12 protein-coding genes are annotated in these 19,980 nt (G+C 39.8%); 6 read left to right on the forward strand and 6 right to left on the reverse strand.

Annotated features, from left to right (window positions below; translation table 11 throughout):
• Nucleotides 1–278 precede the first annotated feature (278 nt).
• From EWU23_RS08115 to EWU23_RS08135, 5 genes are read right to left on the reverse strand one after another with little or no spacing between them, the layout of a single operon-like run.
• Nucleotides 279–1,754 carry a c-type cytochrome domain-containing protein gene (locus EWU23_RS08115; protein WP_166230626.1) on the reverse strand — a complete coding sequence of 492 codons (1,476 nt, stop codon included), beginning with the start codon at nucleotides 1,752–1,754 and terminating at the stop codon, nucleotides 279–281.
• Between the two features lies 1 nt (nucleotide 1,755).
• The gene (locus EWU23_RS08120; protein ID WP_166230628.1) at nucleotides 1,756–2,829 is read right to left on the reverse strand and encodes an NHL repeat-containing protein; all 1,074 of its coding nucleotides are present in this window, start codon (nucleotides 2,827–2,829) and stop codon (nucleotides 1,756–1,758) included.
• 26 nt (nucleotides 2,830–2,855) lie between these two features.
• A complete protein-coding gene (locus EWU23_RS08125) occupies nucleotides 2,856–5,645 on the reverse strand; it encodes a DUF1553 domain-containing protein (RefSeq protein WP_166230630.1) in 2,790 nt (929 codons plus the stop codon).
• Nucleotides 5,642–7,111 (reverse strand): DUF1501 domain-containing protein, encoded by a 1,470-nt coding sequence (locus EWU23_RS08130; protein ID WP_166230632.1) that lies wholly within the window; start codon nucleotides 7,109–7,111, stop codon nucleotides 5,642–5,644. Before EWU23_RS08130 ends, EWU23_RS08125 begins: the two co-directional genes overlap by 4 nt.
• A gap of 4 nt (nucleotides 7,112–7,115) precedes the next feature.
• Entirely contained in the window at nucleotides 7,116–8,486 is a 1,371-nt protein-coding gene (locus EWU23_RS08135) for an MFS transporter (protein WP_166230635.1), read from the reverse strand.
• A 175-nt stretch (nucleotides 8,487–8,661) separates the two neighbouring features.
• Here EWU23_RS08135 and EWU23_RS08140 point away from each other — a divergent pair, with 175 nt between their 5' ends.
• The 6 genes from EWU23_RS08140 to EWU23_RS08165 all read left to right on the forward strand — a co-directional run bounded on the left by EWU23_RS08140 (nucleotide 8,662) and on the right by EWU23_RS08165 (nucleotide 18,741).
• Entirely contained in the window at nucleotides 8,662–9,681 is a 1,020-nt protein-coding gene (locus EWU23_RS08140; RefSeq protein WP_166230637.1) for a LacI family DNA-binding transcriptional regulator, read from the forward strand.
• 282 nt (nucleotides 9,682–9,963) lie between these two features.
• Entirely contained in the window at nucleotides 9,964–12,891 is a 2,928-nt protein-coding gene (locus tag EWU23_RS08145) for a SusC/RagA family TonB-linked outer membrane protein (RefSeq protein ID WP_166230967.1), read from the forward strand.
• A gap of 13 nt (nucleotides 12,892–12,904) precedes the next feature.
• Nucleotides 12,905–14,572, forward strand: a complete 1,668-nt coding sequence (locus EWU23_RS08150) for a RagB/SusD family nutrient uptake outer membrane protein (RefSeq protein WP_166230639.1) — start codon at nucleotides 12,905–12,907, stop codon at nucleotides 14,570–14,572.
• Between the two features lie 286 nt (nucleotides 14,573–14,858).
• A complete protein-coding gene (locus EWU23_RS08155) occupies nucleotides 14,859–15,461 on the forward strand; it encodes a gluconate 2-dehydrogenase subunit 3 family protein (protein ID WP_166230641.1) in 603 nt (200 codons plus the stop codon).
• Between the two features lie 23 nt (nucleotides 15,462–15,484).
• Nucleotides 15,485–17,203, forward strand: coding sequence for a GMC oxidoreductase (locus EWU23_RS08160; protein ID WP_166230643.1), 1,719 nt, complete (start codon nucleotides 15,485–15,487; stop codon nucleotides 17,201–17,203).
• Nucleotides 17,204–17,556: 353 nt separating this feature from the next.
• Nucleotides 17,557–18,741, forward strand: coding sequence for a glycosyltransferase (locus EWU23_RS08165; RefSeq protein ID WP_166230645.1), 1,185 nt, complete (start codon nucleotides 17,557–17,559; stop codon nucleotides 18,739–18,741).
• Here EWU23_RS08165 and recF read toward each other — a convergent pair.
• Nucleotides 18,736–19,839 carry a DNA replication/repair protein RecF gene (gene recF, locus EWU23_RS08170; RefSeq protein WP_166230647.1) on the reverse strand — a complete coding sequence of 368 codons (1,104 nt, stop codon included), beginning with the start codon at nucleotides 19,837–19,839 and terminating at the stop codon, nucleotides 18,736–18,738. The two genes, EWU23_RS08165 and recF, sit on opposite strands and share 6 nt — an antisense overlap.
• Nucleotides 19,840–19,980 lie beyond the last annotated feature (141 nt).

The following is a 19,980-nucleotide window of genomic DNA, read 5'->3' on the forward strand; positions in this document are numbered from 1 at the left end:
GATTTGGTAAATCTTAGAAAAATTCAATTTTTGGCGGAAGCTGAAAAATTGTTTGAATTATAATTTGGAAACAGGATAAGGGAGAAAGATTAAATAAATGACCGCTGACTCAACACAATTTTAGCTGTTTTTAAACACCTAAGAGCCTGATTTCATGGAAATTGCAGTTGATTTTCAATCAAACCAATCAAATATTGAGATTGAAATAGACATAAAATGTCCCATTGGGGAAAAAAAATAGCAAGTATATAAGGTGGAAAGATGCAAAATAGATTCCTTTATTCAGGCTTTTTAATGGGAATGTTTAGTGTGTCCAAAGGCCATTTTCCTTTCCATCCCTGGTCAATAACCAGCTTGGGCATTTTCTTTTGAAGTAGTTTTATCCCTTGTTCACTCACTTTACTTTGCCATAGGTAAATCTTTCTTAATGCTGGCATCTGAGCTATTGCCAAGACTCCTTCATCACCGATAGAAGTACCCACCAAATTCAAGGTTTCTAAGTGCTTCAAAGAACTTATGTAAGAGAGTCCTCGATGACTGATTTTGGTATGATCTAATTGTAAATGAATTAATCTTGGATATGCACTGATCTGTTGCAAGAGAGCATCGCTTATGTTAGTTCCTCCTAATTTTAAGGAAACCAATTGATCCTTAATATCATCCAAATCTTGAAGTTCTTTATCCCCAACCTGTTTGGCATTAATGGCATTGACTTCCAAGAATGATTTCTCTTTACTTAAAGCAATGACTAATACTTGGTGCCTTCTAACTTTATCAATATCGGCATCAGATGCAGGAGGAATATTTTCTTTTAATATAGGGGAAACATGTGCTTCTTGTTGATTTCCACCCTGGGTATATTTTGTCAATACCGTTTTGATTCGGGCATTGTAAGGAATCTCAGAAATCTTTTTATTGAAATGCGCCCCCTCTTTTACCCACCATTGTAACAAAATGATCTCATCTTCTGTTAAGTTGACTTTTCCCTTAGGAGGCATGTGGTCTTCATGAGATGGATCTAAAAGGATACGTTTGATTAAGTCACTTTCTTCGGGTTTACCTGCTAGTAGAATAACTCCATTAGCCCCGCCTTTCAAAAAATATTCTGGACTATCCATGCGCAATTTGCCTTTTTGTTTTTCGGCATTATGACATGACCAACATTTTTGTTTTAAAGTAGGTTGAATTAAATCTTGATAGATAAGTGCCTCTTGCAAATTTTTAATCGTAATGCGCGACACACTTTTCCCATCAGATTCTTGTTCCCTAGGAGCAATTCCTAGCCAGTTTCTCCAAGGTTGAGGAAGGTAGGTACTCAAATAATCGGAACCATGAGTCAAGTTTCCTCCCACATGTCCTGTCCACATGACTAAGATAAAAGCCAAGCTCAATCCAGGTTTGAAAAAGCGAGACATCAAAGAATCTTGGGACCAAAATTGAGCCATATAAGCCAAAGCCAATGAACTCAAGGCTAGGCTAATTCCTAGCCATTGATGGATAAATAAGGCATCCATATCATATTCTCCCGTTAGGGATAAGCACCATCCCATGGCACAAGAAATTAGGGCCGCTATGCCTGTGCTCCATAAAATGGACGCAATAGATGCCTGTCTTTGTGCTTCTTCTTTTTTGGAAAAACCATATAAAATCATTCCCATGAGGAGCATACCAATGGGTAAATGCACCAACATGGGATGAAAATGGCCAAAAAATAGAACCCAATCAGGAATTCCCTCCACGTCCAAAAGAATCATATTAACCGATACGTTCCAATTTGATAGGGTAGGTTTTTTGAGAGGCCCATTGCGCTACATAGATGTTGTCATCTGAATCAGCGTACACATCATGGGGATGTATAAACACCTTATTCTCATCATCTTTATGCTGTCTTTGCAATACTCCATTTTTGTAAATGGGTTCAGAGCCTCCTGGTGTAGAGACTACTTTCATGTCTTTGTCTAAGATTTGAACATAGCCAGAGCCTGGCCAATTTCCATCACCACTTCGGAAACAAGCGGCTACGATATGATCTCCGTGTAAGTTAGGCCGACAAACAAATGAGCCTGGTAGATGATAACGCGTGATGAATTTACCATCCAATGTGAAGCGTTTTAAACTATTATTTACACGGTCTGTCACTAAGAGGGTCCAATTTTTTGGATCACGTGTATCAACTAAAACCCCATGACAGCAATTGAATAAGTTATCATCATACTCATTTGTCTTACCTCCAAAATGACGGATGTATTTCCCTTTAGCATCATATTGGATGATATAATTCGCCCCATATCCATCTGCTACATAAATATCCCCATTCTTAGGATTCACGGCAGTCTCTGTGGGTACAAATTGATGGGGATGATCATATACGCCTGTTTCTTTCGGATATTCGATTTTGAAAATTTCTTTTCCTTTTAAATCTGTCTTGATGACCTGATGACGGGTATTGTCGCAAATCAATAAAAACTGCTCTCCCCCTTCATTCAATATGGTCAAGCCATGTGCGCCTGGATAGGTGTGTCCCCATGAGTCTAATAACTTGCCCGATTTATCATAAATCAAGACATTGTTTTTGGTTTCATTGGTTAATAAAAACAAGCGACCTTTGGCATCTTCCACCATTTCATGGCAGTCGTTAACCGGATTTTTACCAGCATCCAAGATGCCCCAGTTTGGGATAACCTTAAATTTGTAATTGTTGTGACCTAAAACGATTTCGCCAGGTTTGGGGGCAATTTTTTTCATAGTGTGTGAGGTTGATAAGAGGCTTCCGCCAACTAAAACGGAGCTAGTTTTTAAAAAATCTCTTCGTTGAATGGACTTGTTCATAGGGATAGTTAAGAGGTTGTGGAGTATTATGGTTTATTGATACTTTCATCTAGGTTAAATAAAACATTGCTGACAAGGGTTCTGGCTATTAAAGTGGGAGCCTCTTTGGGTAAGGTATTATCTGGACAAAGATGTAAAAATTCTTGACAATGGCGGACGTCCTTTTGATATATAGGAAGGACTTGTTGGTAAAATTTGACTAGATGTTTCTTTTTTGCCGAACTAATCTCTTTTCCAAAAAGCTGATAAAAAGCCTTTTCTATAAACTTTTCTTCATTTTCCTGCGGAAATTTTCGGGCAAAGAATAAAGCACATTCCATAAAAACAGGATCATTTAAGGCATTGAGTGCTTGCATGGGGGTGTTGGTTCGGATTCTTCTGGACAAACAAATATCACGAGTTCCCGCATCAAATGTAACCTGCGTGGGATAAGGACTGCTACGTCGCCAATAGGTATATAGCGACCGTCGCCATTGATCTTCTCCATCACTTTTAGTCCATTTCATACCACTATACGGAGCATTCCAAATCCCCTCTGGTTGCTCTGGCATTACACTTGGCCCCCCGATTTTAGTGGATAATAGTCCAGACCAAAGTAATGCCTGATCACGGAGCTGTTCAGGACTTAACCGAACTCTAGGTCCATGACTTAGATAGCGATTGTTCGGATCTTTTTCTTTGGATTCTTGGGTGAATTCTGAACTTTGCTGATAGGTGGCCGACATCACCATATATTTTAAAAACTCCTTAGGCTTATAGTGAAAGGTAAATTGGAATTGGTAAGCTAAAAAATCCAATAATTCCTGATGACTGGGTGAAAGCCCTTGACTACCCAAATCTTCCATGGTTTCTATTAAACCAGTGCCAAAAAGTTGTTCCCAGAATCGATTAACTGCCACCCGAGCGGTCAGTGGATTTTGAGGACTGCTCATCCATTGAGCTAATTCCAACCTGTTTCTCACGGGCTTTTGGTATAGTTTGGCAAATAACTGGGGAATGGACCGCTCCACATGTTTACCAGGGGAAAGCCAACTTCCTCTTTCGAATACCGGTGTGTTCCTTCTAAATTCGGTTGGATTTTCCAATAAAACAGGGGTAGTCCCTTCCGGTTGAGTGCTGATGAATTGTTTGGCCAAGGTCAGAAAGGGCGTATTTTTTAATGCTTCAGGCGTTTTAGGTAACAGCATCCAATATCCAATGACAGCCGTATTTTGATCAGGCTGGCAGGATTTATTGGTAAATGACCAATATAGATCTTGTTTCCCTGCCAATGCCGGAATGGTATAAAAGGCATAGGTCCAGCCATGTGCCCAATTCCCTTTTTTGATACCTTCTTTTTCGGATAAAGTAGTATCAAGTTTTATCTTAGCAATAATCTTCCCTTGCAAAGAGCCTTGTCGAATCACTAATTGAGTGGCCGCGTCATTGCTATTTTTATAGGCAATCATCATCTCCGTTTTTTCATTCATGGGTACAGCCTTAAATCGGACGGATCCTCCAGGTCGGACAGCCAAGTACTTATTATCTTGTAATGCCCCATTGATGAACTCGTCAGCCCAATGCGGATGTATTTTGGGTTCCACAAATTGGATAGTTTGCTTCCAAGTTTGATGTTCTTTGGGATATTTGCTTTTTATAAAATGGAGTAAGGAGTCGACGCGCTTTTGATCCGACGATTTAAAGTGTCGGTAATAAGGAGATTCATCCGGAACATCCTCATCTCGGGTATTATTGAAGTAGGCCATGTATTGGTAATATTCTTCATGGCGAATGGGATCATAGGGATGGGAATGACATTGAACACAAGAAAAACTCGTTCCTTGTAAAGTTTCCCAAGTGGTATTTACCCGATCCAAGATGGCGGCGATTCTAAACTCCTCATCTTCTGTTCCTCCTTCATCATTATTGGCGGTATTCCGATGAAAAGCGGTGGCGATGTATTGACTTTCTTTAGGATTGGGCAATAAATCACCGGCTAATTGTTCGGTAATAAATTGATCATAAGCTTTGTTTTGGTTAAAGGATTCAATGACATAATCGCGGTATCGCCAAATACTCCGTTTATCATCTTTTTCATAACCTTTCGTGTCTGCATATCTAGCCAAGTCCATCCACATGCTGGCCCATTTTTCTCCGAATCGAGGGGACTTTAATAATTCATCTACTTTTTTCTCGTATGCACCATTTGAATCATCGGATTCAAATGCCTGATATTCTGCCTGCGTGGGACTCAATCCTGTTAGATCCAGACTTAGTCGCCTTAGTAAGTCGGCCTTCTCAGCTTTGGATTGATGGCCAAGGCCCATCTCAGCTTGTTTAGTCCCCACAAAATGGTCGATTTCATTTTCTTCCCAACCAGCTTGTATACCTACCCATGAAAGAGCCTGTTTCCACCAGGAACTATAAGGCACTTGAGGTTTCTTTAAAGGTTGATATGCCCAATGTTCACCCCATTCAGCACCTTCTTTGACCCATTGACTTAAAATTTCAATTTCTTTTTGGGATAATGGAGGCCTTTTATAAGGCATTTTCTCTTCGGGGTCCTGTAAGCTCAGTCGTTGAATGAAGCTTGATTTTTCTGGATGCCCTGGGACAATTGCCGCGGCATTGAATTTGGTTTTTCCTAAAGCTTCTTCGCGGAACAAAAGACTAAATCCGCCTTGCTTTTTAACGCCACCATGACAACTAATACAATTTTTATTTAAAATGGGCTTGACTTGGGTATTGAAGTCGATATGTGAATCATTCGGCCAAATTTGCGTTCCTACGAAAAAGCCAGCCAAACCTAAAATAGCGATGGTGATTAGGTTTTTCATGCCAAAATAGGGTCGATAACTTTGCCAAATACGTCCGTCAGTCGGAAGTTCCTACCTTGAAAAGGATAGGTAAATTCTTCATGATTGAATCCCAAACATTGGAGAATGGTGGCCTGCAGATCATATACCGATGTTTTACCAGAAATGGTGGAATAACCTAAATCATCCGTTTCTCCGTAAGATATGCCTGGTTTAATTCCTCCACCAGCTAACCACATGGTAAAAGCTTCTGTATGGTGGTCTCTACCAAAATAGGCAAGTTTTTTCCCCTCTCTGTTTTCTTGCATAGGTGTACGGCCAAACTCTCCTCCCCAAACCACCAATGTTTCATCCAATAAGCCGCGTTGTTCCAAATCCAGCAATAGGGCGGTAGCGGCTTTGTCGACTTGCCTACATTTTTGGTGTAATCCATAATCTACCGAACCATCTAATCCCGTACCATGGGTATCCCAGCCCCAGTCGAACAGTTGTACAAAGCGGACCCCTTGCTCGACCAGTTTTCTAGCCAATAGGCAATTATTAGCAAAGGACTCTTTCCCAGATTCAGTTCCATACATTTCATGGATATAGGCAGGTTCTTTGTTGATATCCATGACCTCTGGAACAGAGCTTTGCATTTTATAAGCCATCTCATATTGGGCTATTCGCGCCACCGTCTCGGGATCACCAAATTCTTGATAGGTTTCTTGATTGATCTGATTGATGGTTTCAATACTGGCTTTTCGAATATCGGAATTGACACCGGCTGGGTTTTGAATAAATAAAATGGGCTCACCTTCTGAGCGGCATTGAACGCCTTGGTAAACGGAAGGTAAAAATCCGCTACCCCAGGCTGACTTCCCGGCATCAGGGTTTTTACCACCAGAAGCTAATACCACGAAACCTGGTAAATTTTGATTTTCAGTACCTAAACCATAACTCACCCATGAGCCCATACTGGGTCTACCTAAGCGGGCAGATCCAGTATGCATCAAAAGCTGGGCAGGTGCATGGTTAAATTGATCGGTATGCATCCCTTTAAGAAAGCTTACTCGGTCAGCTTGGCTAGCCAAATGAGGGAGGTAATCGGAAATCCAATGGCCCGCTTGTCCTCTTTGTTCAAAATGAGCTTTCGGGCCCAATAAATTGGGAATACCTCGGATAAAGGCAAATTTCTTGCCTGCCAATAATTCTGGAGGACATTCTTTTCCATCGAATTTGGCCAAGCTTGGTTTATAATCAAATAGTTCCAGTTGGGATGGCGCCCCTGCCATGTGTAAAAATATAACAGATTTTGCCTTTCCTAATTTTGGGGAACTTTTGGCAGCCAGTGGGGATGCAAATGATGCCCCAGTATCAGAACTACAATTCGTCAAAAAACTTCCAAGAGCCAAGGACCCCAATCCCGTTCCAAGACTACTTAAAAAGTGTCTTCTGGTAGCCAATTGGGCTTCTCTTTGGATAGCTTCTTGAATGATTTTGTTCATGACTTTAATCCATTATAGCTCTTCCTTTTGTTTCTGGCAAATAGATGACACCAATAATCACGGTCAAGGCAGCCAGTGTAATGGGATAAAAAATACCGGAGAAATTAGAATGTGTGACGGCACCTAACCAGGTAGCAACAAAGGGGGCACATCCTCCAAATACACCATTGGCAAAATGATATGGAATGGAGAGGGAGGTGTAGCGAATTTTGGTTGGGAATAATTCCACTAAAAAGGCTGCGATAGGCCCATAAGCCATGGCCGCAAAAGTGACCAATAGGATACAGATAAATGCCAGTTTTACGGTGCCGGTGGTTGTTAAATGATATGCCCCATTAATAAGCGTGCCCTCTTGATCAACGATATCCGACATCCAGGCAAATAAGGGATAATATAATATGGCGGCTAGGGCCATACCACCCAACATGATTTTTTTTCTACCGATACGATCAGAAAGACTACCAAAAACCACGAATAGAGGGGTTCCCACCACCAATGAGGCCGCAATGATTAAGTTGGTCGTAGTGAAATCCACCATCAAGATTTTATTGATGAAGATTTGAGCGTAAAATTGTCCCGTATGCCAAACGACTCCTTGTCCGACGATAGCCCCAAACATGGCAATGAGCATTAAGCGACGATTGGATTTGCTGGCAAAAGCCTCGCGTAAGGGGTTTTCTGACAATCGACCTTCTTTTTTTAATCGTGCAAAAAGTGGAGATTCTTGCATATTTCTACGAATGAAATAAGAAACAATCACTAAAATACCCGAAAGGGCAAAAGGGATTCGCCAGCCCCAGGCTTTGAATTCAGCGTCACCCATGATTTTTTGACAAATCAAAATAACGATGATGGACACAAAAAATCCTAAAGTGGCTGTAGTTTGAATGTAAGCAGTGTATTTTCCACGATGAGCATCGGGGGCATATTCAGCCACATAGGTGGCTGCACCTCCATATTCTCCACCAAGGGCTAAACCTTGTATAATGCGTAGTAAAAACAGGATGGCCGGTGCTACTAAACCGATGTCGGAATAACTGGGAATAAATGCGATAGCAAATGTGGAGCCTCCCATCAAAATGAGCGTTAATAAAAAGGTATATTTTCTTCCGATCCGATCACCTAAGCGACCAAAGATAATTCCACCAAAAGGACGAGCGACAAAACCCGCTCCAAATGCAGCCAGTGTCGAAATAAACGCTGCCGTAGGATCATCTTTTGGAAAAAAAGAAAGAGAAATGATGGCTGAAAGGCTGCCAAAAATATAGAAATCATACCATTCAATGACGGTTCCAACGGAGGAGGCGATGATTACTTGCCAAAGTTTCTTAACAGGAATCTTATTATTATCGAATTCGGGATTCGAAGCAGTCATATAACTAAAGGTTTAGAAAATATGAAATTAACCATATTGCCTTGAAAATCCTAATCCGAAAAGCTGTCATCGCCTAAGGCTGGCAAGGTTTCAAACCTTGACAGCCTTTAGGCTTGAAAACGATTTTTCACGCAAAAAAATTATATATTTGAGATAATACCAATATACTGATATATTGAATAACTCTGTTTCTATAAAGGATATAGCCAAGAAGTTTAAATGCGCGCCATCTACTATTTCGCGGGCTTTAAATGATCATCCTGCTATCAATATCGAAACCCGTAAAACCATTCAGGAATATGCCTTGAAGGTTGGTTATCAAAAAAATACGCTTTCACTCAGTTTGTTGAATAATTGTTCCATGACACTGGGACTTATTTTGCCCTCTATCACGCACTACCATGAGTCTTCTATTTTGGAAGGGATGGAAGAAATTCTACTGAAATCAGGCTATCTATTGAATATCTGCGTGAGTAATGAATCTCATACCATTGAGAAGGAATACATTGACCGTTTGTTGGCTAACAGGGTCGATGGATTATTTATTTCTATGGCTCAGGAAAGTTATGACCAGCAATTAGGCGAACATATTGATCTAGTAATCCAGCGTTCTTTACCCGTCATTTTTATTGACCGACCGAATCATGGCGTGGCTTCTGACCGAGTAGTAACGGATGATTATCAAGGAGCATTTATGGCCACTCAACATTTGATAGATATGGGATGTCAGCGTATTGCTCATTTGCATGGACCATCTGGGATTAGTGTTTCTCAGCAACGTTTTCTGGGTTTTCAGGATTGCCTGTTGGCGAATGGTCGACAGGTGGAGGGGGACTTGATTCAATATGTGCATTTTTCGGCGGAGAGCGCTATTCAGGCGACTCGAAACCTAATGCAGTCGGCCCATAAACCAGATGCCATTTTTGGGGTCAATGATGAGGTTTGCATAGCTGCTATGTTTGTTTTGAGGGAAATGGGAGTTTCGGTTCCGCATGATGTGGCTATCGTGGGTTTTGATGATATTCCTTTAGCCTCTTTCGTGCATCCCCCTTTGAGTTCCGTTTCTCGACAAAGTAGAAGAATCGGAGAAGAGGCGGCGAAATTGTTTTTGTCCAAAAAAGATCAAAAATTGGATCCAATGACTATTTCATTGGACCCCAAGTTAATCATTCGGGAATCTTCCCTTCGTACTTAGGATGAATTAACAATACCTTAACATCGTATTTCTTGAGTATTGTAGCAAGCGTTCTACTTTTATGGGATTGCAATAGCCATATGGCCTCAATTGCAAACGTTTGCGTAAAATATTGTGAAGATATTACAATTATTAATAGGTAAATTTCAAAAATTTTTAAACCCAAAAATTACCATTTCAAAAAATCAATTTATGAAAAAACAATTACACGATCCATTATGGTGTGCGTTGTTACGAAATACAAGTACTCGTATAGTACTATTTTTCGTGGCTAGCATAATCATGCTTGGGGCATTCGATGTGAATGCACAAGCGGGTAAACAAATTAAAGGTCGATTGATTGATGCCACTACGAAAGAGGCACTCATCGGCGGTAACGTAATTCTTAAGGGTACAACGAAAGGTGTGAGTACCGATGTAAATGGTGCATTTACCATTTCTGTGCCGAATGACAATTCGGTATTGGTCGTTCGCTATTTGGGTTATGCCACTCAGGAGGTTACAGTTGGTTCTAAATCATCAATAGAAATTGCCATGGTGGCTAACTCAGCTGACTTAGCACAAGTGGTTGTGGTAGGTTATGGTACTCAAAACAAACGCGATGTAACAGGATCGGTTAAGTCGGTACAAAGTGCTGCGTTCAACAAAGGTATCATCAACTCACCTGAGCAATTATTGCAAGGTAAAGTAGCGGGTGTGAACGTAACATCTGCTACAGGAGAGCCAGGTGGTAGTCAAGGGATCACCATTCGTGGACCGGGAGGTATTCGTACAGGTAGTACTCCATTATTCGTCATTGATGGTTTGGCATTGGATAATTCAAGTACAGGTGGTGGAAACCCTTTGAACTTCTTGAATCCTCAAGACATTGAATCCATTGACGTATTAAAAGACGCTTCTGCTACGGCCATTTATGGTGCTCGTGGTGCGAATGGTGTGGTGTTAATAACAACTAAAAAAGGTAAAGCAGGCGTTTCTACCTTGAATTTCAGCTCAAGTTTGGCTGTATCTAGTATCGCTCGCGCATTACCTGTATTATCAGCATCAGAATTCCGTAAGCAAGTAGTAGCTAATGGCGGTAATTTGGAAGATTTCGGTGGAAATACCGATTGGCAAAAAGAAATTACCCGTCAAGCTTTAACTCAAAACTATAATTTGAGTTTGGGCGGTGGTGCTAATAAACTTTCATACTATGCCTCTTTTGGAGCACAAGCTCAACAAGGTATTTTGAAAAACAATCAATTAGATCGTTATACCGGTCGTATCAATGTGACTCAGAAGTTTTGGGATGATCGTTTGGTCGTGGATGCTAATTTGAATGTAACCAATACCAATAATGAGCGCCCTTCAGTAGAAGGATTATTAGGGACAGCTATTTCTAATAACCCAACACTTCCAGCTTATGCGGCTGATGGTACATTGGCTCGTTATGCTACAGCTTCTAACCCATTATTAGGATTAACTTTGTTTAAAGATATCACCACGATCAATCGTACGATTGCCAGTATTTCTCCTTCTTTGAAGATTGTGAAAGGGTTGGTTTATCGTTTGAACTTTGGTGTGGATAATTCTACTTCTACGCGTGATGTAGAATCATTGGGAAGTAATATTCCAAAACAAGATGGTCGTTTAGATTCTTATTTGGCTAGTAATACCAATCGTTTGATTGAAAACTATTTGACATATACGTATGACAAAGGAGATCATAATTTCTCAGCATTGGTGGGTCATTCATATCAAAAAATTAAAGTGCAATACCGCAACTGGAGCATTAATAAGTTCCCAGCTGATTTGCCCATTGATCCAATCTACAATCCTGGTGTAGGTCAAGAATTGACGATGGCAACCAACAAACCAGGTGGTTCAGCATTCATTAATGAATTACAATCGTATTTTGGCCGTTTCAACTACCAGTTTAAAGACAAATATTTAGTTACGGCTACGGTACGTGCTGACGGTTCTTCTAAATTTGGTGCCAACAATAAATACGGGGTGTTCCCATCATTCTCTTTAGGATGGAGAATTTCAGAAGAAGCATTCTTAAAGAATACCAATATCAGCAATTTGAAACTTCGTGCTGGTTGGGGACAAACAGGTAACCAAGAGATTCCTTCGAAAATTACTCAACCATTGTTTACTTCGACAATCTCAGGTTCTACTTCTTATCCTTTGGATGCGACTTCAACTTTCCCATCAGGGATTACGTATTCTCGTTTAGCTAATCCAGATATTCAATGGGAGGTTTCAACACAAAGTAACGTAGGTTTGGATTTTGCTTTCGGAAATGGAGCATTCTCTGGATCGATTGATTATTTCAATAAAGTTTCTAATAACATGTTATTGGAAGTTATTCCATCAGATCCAGTTCAACCTGCTTCTTCTGTTTGGGCTAATGTAAAAGATATGAAAATCAATAACAGTGGTTTGGAATTGGATTTGGAATACAAAGGAACTACAGAAACTGGCTGGAAATATGGCTTGGGCGGTAACTTGACTTTGATTAAAAACGAAGTAGTAGGTTCTCCTTATACAGTGATTCCTTCAGGTTCGGCATCAGGTTCAGGTTTGACTTCTGCTACGATCAATGGTTATATCAATGGTCAGCCTATCGGTACATTCTTCTTGAAAGAATTTACTGGATTTGATGACAAAGGTATGAGTGTTTACCGTGACGTAGATGGTGATGGTATTGTAACAGATAAAGATCGTATTGCTGCTGGATCGGCTTTGCCATCTACACAGTATAACTTTTTTGGAAATGTAGCTTACAAAGGATTTGATTTGTCTTTACAATTCAATGGAGTTGCAGGAAATAAAATTTATGACAATACAGCGAACTCCTCTTTCTACAAGTTGAAAATCGCTAAAAACTCCAACACGACTCCAGCTGCTTTTGCTGATTCGAAAGAATCCAATAGTAATGCGGCTCCAGTATCAACTCGTTTCTTAAAAGATGGCGGTTTCTTACGTTTGAACAATGCTACTTTGGGCTATACATTTGATACTCAGAAATTAGGCATTAGTAAGTGGGTATCTGCTTTACGCGTATCAGTAACTGGACAAAACTTATGGATTGCTACCAATTACGATGGATTTGATCCAGAAGTTAATAAGGATAGTTCTATGAACGGAGTATTATCTTATGGAATTGACTACTTAAGCTATCCAAAAGCTAAATCTGTCATCTTCGGCTTAAATCTTACATTTTAATCGTTAAACAAAAATGAAAAAGATAGGAAAAATAACCATAATTCTTTTTGGTATGATGGCTTTTTATAGCTGTACCAATTTGAATGAGATCATTTTAGATGAGTACAATGCCACTACCGTAACTGATAAACAGGCGGCAGATGGAATTTTGGCTCCTGCATATGCTTTATTGCCTAGTATTTACCAACATACCAATTTGTTCGCTTTGACTGAAATTTCTACGGATGAAGCAATCCTTCCTTATCGTGGAGGTACTGACTGGGGTGATAATGGTATCTATTTGTCGTTGCACCGTCACCAAACGACAAGTACTGACCCGAACGTGAGAAATACGTGGAATTTGATTTTACAAGGAATTTCTCGTTCAGTTACTGCCATAAATTCGTTAAAGGTAAATAAGGATCCATCTGCCAATCTATACATTGCTGAAGCTCGTGGAATGCGTGCTTACTACAATTTATTGATGTTGGATTTGTTCGGTATTGCTTTCCAAAAAGAAGATTTAGGAGATGTTTCCACCATTTTGAGAACAGATAAAGCCGTAGATTATATCCGTGCAGAGTTATTGGCCATTGAACCTATTGTAGAAACAACTACAGGTCCAGGTCGTATCACTAAAGGTGCAGTTTGGGGTTTATTAGCCAAATTACACTTGAATGCTGCAGCTTATCGTGATCCTTATGGAGCTACTTTGAGCCATACAGCAGCTGATATGGACAAAGTAATCGAATATACAGGAAAGATTATCAGTTCTGGTCAATACGCTTTATCAGCTGATTATTTCGCAATTTTTGGAAATGATAACCATACGAACAAAGAATTGATTTTTGCTGTAGACCAACGTGCTGAATTGAACGGACATAACCGTATGTCTTATTTCTCTTTAGCCAATGACCAACGTCCAGTACCAGCTTATCCAGCTGCCAATGGTACTGACGGTCCTGCTATTACTCCTGATTTCTATCGCTCATGGGTAAGTGCTTATGGAAATGTAGATCCTGCTGATGCAGATCCTCGTTTTTACAAGAAAAATGTTGACCCGACTGTGGAATGTGTGGATGGGAATTCATACAACATTGACCGTGGTATTTTAAGAGGTCAACAATATGGATTGGTTTATCAAAGTGGTGCATTTGTTAAATGTCCAGATGGTAAATTTAAGGTTGGTCCTTTGTATAATACACGTGGAAAAGCACCATACCCTTTAGTTATTCACACAGAGACAGTGAACTTCACGACAGCAGGTAGTGATTATAGCACTGGATATCGTGTAGAGAAATATGAGTTTTCGAAGAAGTCTTCTTCTGGACGTAACTTTGGTGAGGCAGATATTGTGATCATTCGTTTAGCGGATGCTTATTTGATGCGTGCTGAAGCTAAATTACGTAAGTCAGATGCAGCAGGTGCTTTAGTAGATGTGAATGCTGTTCGTTCAGCACGTACTAAATCTGCTCCCGCTTTAACCAGTATTGATTTAAACACCTTGCTTCGTGAGCGTGGGTTTGAATTCTATTGGGAGAATCAGCGCAGAACAGATTTGATCCGTTTTGGTAAATATGAGGATTCTTGGACAGAGAAAAATAGCACGGATAAAAACATGCGTTTGTTCCCTATCCCTCAAACTGCGATTGACGGAGCATCTAACTTAACTGGTTATTTGAAACAGAATCCAGGATACTAAAAAAAAGGTTTTTTTGCTTAACGCTGTCAAGGTTTTAAACCTTGACAGCGTTGGTGAAATTCCTCCAAAATAACCTCTAAACCTATTCAGTTATTTGATAAAAAGAATAGGGGATTTATTACTTGAGTGCATTCGTTGATTTAATTATTTATAAAGGGGCTGAATATACTTCAGTCCCTTTTTTTTGTATTTATTCTTGAAAAATCAATATTCTGATTAAATTTGTCTTCTTATCAATTTGATTGAGTAAACGGAATCTATCAAGAACATATTAACCCATAAAATTATGCTTACAAGAAGAGATGCCATCTCCCAAATAGCTTTGATGTTAGGGGGAGCTATCACTGCTCCGACATTGATGGCTATGGAAGCGAAACACAGTGGCAAGACAGCCTTAGCTGACACATTTAGCTTGTCGGATACGCAGAGGAAAATAGTGGCTGCTGTAGCAGAACATATCATTCCCAAAACGTCTACTCCTGGCGCCATTGATGCTGGTGTTCCCGCATTTATCGAATTAATGTTAACTGATTGCTACAAATTGCCAGAGCAAAGAAGCTTCTTAAAAGGGGTTTCTGATTTAGATCATGCTGGTTTTTTAAGTCAAAATGCAAGTGGTCAAGTGGCCATGTTGAAATTGTTGGAAAGCAATACCAAAGAATTAATGCGTTCTTATCGTTTAAAACAGCAAAAAGTAGGAGATAATGTCGATAAGGAAACCTTAGAAGGAAATAATGGAGTGCCTTTCTGGAGACTAATCAAGGAGTTAACGCTTTTTGGATATTTTACTTCTGAAAAAGGAATAACGTCTTCTTTCGAATACGTAACTGTTCCAGGCAAATTTGAACCTACCAAATTGAAGCCAGGCCAAAAGGCATATCAATATTAATTTGACCATTTATCATTACTCACATGAATCTTAACATAGATGCTATAAAAAGCCAGACCTTCGATGCCATTGTCGTAGGATCAGGTATATCAGGTGGCTGGGCTGCCAAAGAATTAACAGAAAAAGGATTAAAAGTTGCTGTTTTAGAGCGTGGTCGTGAAATTAAACACGTGGAAGGATACGAGACAGCTTTGAAAGACCCCTGGGATTTCCCTCACCGTGGTCGTCCAACCAATATGGCTGCTGAAGAATATTGGGCAGGAATGCGTACTGGTTACACACCGAATGAAGAGCACCGTTACTTGTTTGAAAATGATAAACAAAATCCATACATCGAGAAAAAAGGTGGTTTTGATTGGATACGTGCATACCACACTGGTGGTAAATCGTTACTTTGGGGACGCCAATCATATCGTTGGAATAAAGAAGATTTTGAAGCAAATGCCAAAGATGGAATTGGAACAGATTGGCCAATCCGTTATGAAGATTTAGCTCCTTGGTATTCTTATGTGGAGAAATTTGCAGGTATTTCTGGTCAAAGAGAAGGTTTGGACGTATTGCCAGATTCTGAGTTTTTACCAGCAATGGCCATGACTGCTCCAGAGGAACATTTTAAAAATCAAGTTAATAAGAAATTAGGTCGTCCAATAACCATTGGTCGTGTAGCTCACCTAACTCAACCAGGAGCTCATCATACGGCTTTAGGTAGAGGTGCATGCCAATACCGTAACAAGTGTATGCGTGGGTGTCCATACGGCGGTTATTTTAGTTCATTGTCTGCGACCTTACCGGCCGCTATGCGCACGAAGCGTTTGACTATGATTCATAATGCCATCGTTTCTGAAATCATTTATGATGAGGCCTCACAAAAGGCTAAAGGTGTACGTGTGATTGATCAAAATACCATGGCTGTAACGGAATATTTTGCTAAAATCATTTTTGTTAATGCCGGTGCTATTGGTTCTACTTCCATTTTGATGAATTCTAAGTCGAGCCGTTTTACGAATGGACTAGGTAATGATAGTGATCAATTAGGTCGTAACATCATGGACCACCATTTGGGCGTAGGTGCTTCTGCTCAGATCGAAGGCTTCAATGATGATTATATGTTTGGTAATCGTCCTAATGGTTTATACATTCCTCGTTTCCGTAACTGGGGTAATGATAAGCGTAGTTATATCCGCGGTTTCGGTTATCAAGGTGGAGCTAGTCGTGCTGGCTGGGGACGTGGAACTAATATGGATGGTTTTGGAGCTGAGTTTAAAGAGAGCTTAACTCATCTAGGTACTTGGTCCATTGGTTTCGGTGGTTTCGGAGAAATTCTTCCAAATCCCAATAACCGTTTTGTCTTGAGTCAAACTCAAAAAGATAAATGGGGGATCCCTGTCTTAGAATTTGAAGCCGAATTTGGGGAAAATGAAATTAGAATGCGTCAGGATATGATGAATGATGCTGCTGAAATGTTAGAAGCTGCAGGTTTCAAAAACATCAATGCTTACAATAATTCTAATACACATATTGGTTTAGGTATTCACGAAATGGGTACTGCTCGCATGGGGCGTGATTCTAAAAATTCTGTATTAAATAAGCACAATCAAGTACATAACGTGAAGAACGTATTTGTGACAGACGGTGCTGCTATGGCTTCTGCTTCATGTGTGAATCCATCCTTAACTTATATGGCTTTAACTGCTCGGGCTGCTGATTTCGCCGTGAGTGAATTGAAGAAACGTAATTTGTAATGATGACCATTGTATAGGAAAGGGGGCTCTATTGAGCCCCTTTTTTTATGTATAAGTTTTTTCGTGTATCTTTTTTAACCATTTTTCTTTGGATATTCATCGTCTAATAATCTGCATGAATCAACTCTTTTGAATAATCAGGGTAATGAAATTAGCGTAAAATATATGGTCAGGAATTATGGAGTTTGGCGAAGTTTTATCCTTTGGAAGAGAGAATTTTAAAGGATATAATTTGAGGGATCACAAAACTTCGGACAAATTAGCGGGCGAATACTAAAGGGGAGGTCATTCATGGAATGGAAGAAACAGAATAAATGAATAGTTACGCATATTATTGTTAATTTTGATGCCTTATGTCGGCCCCCCTAACTTATAGATTAAGTATTTTCGATTCCATTGATGACGGCCATCATGCTGATTATCTGGCCTATCTGATTCATCAGTTTAGTCACAAGCCTGAGGTGGAGTTATTATTGATTGTACCTGAAACCTTTATTCAAAGTTTTAAAAATAACCGTCAAACTTGGGGTTTTGATTTAGGGAATAACATTCATTTTCATTCGTTGGATGCCCCCACTATTCAAGACCTTCATAGGCAGTCTATTTATAAGCGCTCCATAGCCGAATGGAATATGTATGTGGACATCAGCGAAGCTTGGGAAACGACCCACGGCTTATTGATGTACTTTGATTATTTCCAATTGGGTATTTTATTAGGCAAAAAAGCTCATTTCCAATTGGGGGGCATTTATTTTAGACCCAATTTTTATTACCGAAAAGCTTCTTGGAAAAGCGCTTTCATTAAAAAATGGATGTTGCGCTTGTCGACTTTTCGGTCTTCCATGAAAGTGCTATTTAGTTTAGACCATAAGGCTGTCAAGCATATCCGTCCTTTACTGGGGAAAACCCAAGTAATGCGCATTTCCGACCCAGTTAGAGCATATGAGCTAAGTCCAGATGAGCTAAGAGCCTTTCAAAAACAATGGCATATTCCTGCTGACAAAAAAGTATGTTTAATTTTCGGCTATTTAGACCCAAGAAAAGGGATAGAAGCATTTTTACAGTCGACCCAGCATTTAACCCCAGAGGAGCTGAACCAATTATGTTTGTTGGTAGCAGGTGCCATTAGCCCAGCTTATCAAGCTCATTTGGAAGAGCTTTTTCATCAATACCCGGATGTAGAAGTTATTTCCATCTTCCAAGAAATAAAAGGTAAAGATATTCAATTGTGCTTTGAAGCTTCCGATTTGGTATTGATGTTATACCAAAATCACGTAGGCATGAGTTCTGTTTTAGTTCGGGCAAGTATATCAAAAAAAGTAGTTTTGGGGACCCATTACGGACTACTTGGAAAATTGATTCAAAGCATGCATTTGGGCTTGGTAGTCAATGCTCAATCTCCTGTTCAAATAGCCGAGCAGTTAGAGCAATACCTGAACCTAGGGATAGGTTATTCGAAAGAGCAAATGGAAAAAATGGTGCATGAAAATTCAGAGCAGGCTTTTGCTGATACCTTATACCAAGGTTTGTTTTTATAGGGTCAAATACTTGATTTCTCCTTGAAGGTTCTTGAGGAGTGATTTAGTCCTTTCTGGACGAGCATCCGTGATGAATACTTGTCCAAAATGATCTTCAGCCATCATTTGTACCAATCGTTGTATTCGTCGATCGTCTAATTTATCAAAAATATCATCCAATAATAAGAGGGGTTTTCTAGGATGAGCTTGTGCCAATGTATCAAATTGAGCTAGTTTTAGAGCCACAACAAAGCTCTTTTGCTGTCCTTGTGAACCAAATTTTTTCAAAGGAAATCCATTGATTTCAAAACTGAAATCATCTCGATGAATACCTAAAGTGCTCCTTTGTGCAGCTAAATCTTGGGCTTCTGCTTTTCTTAAAGAGGCATCTAATTCCCCAAGCGGAAAGGTGCTTTCTATGTGGATATTGACTTGCTCCCGATCATCGGATAATTTGGCATAGTGCGACTGAAAATTGGGCAAGTATTTTTTGAGGAATTCAACACGGGCTAGGGCAATATTTTCCCCTAATTGCACCATAGGTTCATGGTAGCTATCCAACTGTATTCGATCCACTATCCCCCGCTCTGCAAAATGCTTTAATAGGGTATTTCTTTGTTGAACTATACGATTATAGCGTAATAAATTATCTAAAAATCCACGGTCCATTTGAGCCATCATGCCATCAAAAAACCTTCGACGTTCTTCACTTCCTTCACGGATTAAATCCGTGTCATAAGGATCCATGAGTACCACGGGGAAATTGCCAATGTGATCAGCCAGTCTCGGATAGGCTTTTTGATCTCGTAGAAAGCTTTTTTTCTGTCCACGCTGATAAGCACAAGTAATTTGTGTTTCACTGGCAGGGAGCTTAGAGGAGTCTTGTTTTTGGTAGACAAAATTCCCCTGAATCATAAAAAAATCCTCCCCGTGCTGGATGCACAATGGATCCCCTACACCACGGGCGCTTTTGGTCATGGAAAGAAAATGAATGGCATCTAGGAGATTAGTCTTCCCAATTCCATTTTCTCCAACAATGCAATTGATGTTGGAGATAAAATCAAATTGAGCTTCCGCATAGGACTTAAATTGTTTGACCTGTAATGATTTAAGGTACATGCGGGCTTAGAAATAAGGCTTGAATCGTAAAAATAACGAATAATCGTGGATTTTACGGATTGATTTTGGCTAAATCCACTCATTTTTTGGCAGCTTACTGCTTTTGTTTTAATTTCGTAGCTGATTCGGTTGATGGGTATT

This window comes from Aquirufa beregesia (assembly GCF_011090385.1).
Taxonomy (GTDB): Bacteria; Bacteroidota; Bacteroidia; order Cytophagales; family Spirosomataceae; genus Aquirufa; species Aquirufa beregesia.

Coding starts and splice junctions, on each gene's coding strand:
- EWU23_RS08115 (WP_166230626.1), bottom strand. CDS start 1,754: ATGATTCTTTTGGACGTGGAGGGAATTCCTGATTGGGTTCTATTTTTT.
- EWU23_RS08120 (WP_166230628.1), bottom strand. CDS start 2,829: ATGAACAAGTCCATTCAACGAAGAGATTTTTTAAAAACTAGCTCCGTT.
- EWU23_RS08125 (WP_166230630.1), bottom strand. CDS start 5,645: ATGAAAAACCTAATCACCATCGCTATTTTAGGTTTGGCTGGCTTTTTC.
- EWU23_RS08130 (WP_166230632.1), bottom strand. CDS start 7,111: ATGAACAAAATCATTCAAGAAGCTATCCAAAGAGAAGCCCAATTGGCT.
- EWU23_RS08135 (WP_166230635.1), bottom strand. CDS start 8,486: ATGACTGCTTCGAATCCCGAATTCGATAATAATAAGATTCCTGTTAAG.
- EWU23_RS08145 (WP_166230967.1), top strand. CDS start 9,964: ATGCTTGGGGCATTCGATGTGAATGCACAAGCGGGTAAACAAATTAAA.
- EWU23_RS08150 (WP_166230639.1), top strand. CDS start 12,905: ATGAAAAAGATAGGAAAAATAACCATAATTCTTTTTGGTATGATGGCT.
- EWU23_RS08155 (WP_166230641.1), top strand. CDS start 14,859: ATGCTTACAAGAAGAGATGCCATCTCCCAAATAGCTTTGATGTTAGGG.
- EWU23_RS08160 (WP_166230643.1), top strand. CDS start 15,485: ATGAATCTTAACATAGATGCTATAAAAAGCCAGACCTTCGATGCCATT.
- EWU23_RS08165 (WP_166230645.1), top strand. CDS start 17,557: ATGTCGGCCCCCCTAACTTATAGATTAAGTATTTTCGATTCCATTGAT.
- recF (WP_166230647.1), bottom strand. CDS start 19,839: ATGTACCTTAAATCATTACAGGTCAAACAATTTAAGTCCTATGCGGAA.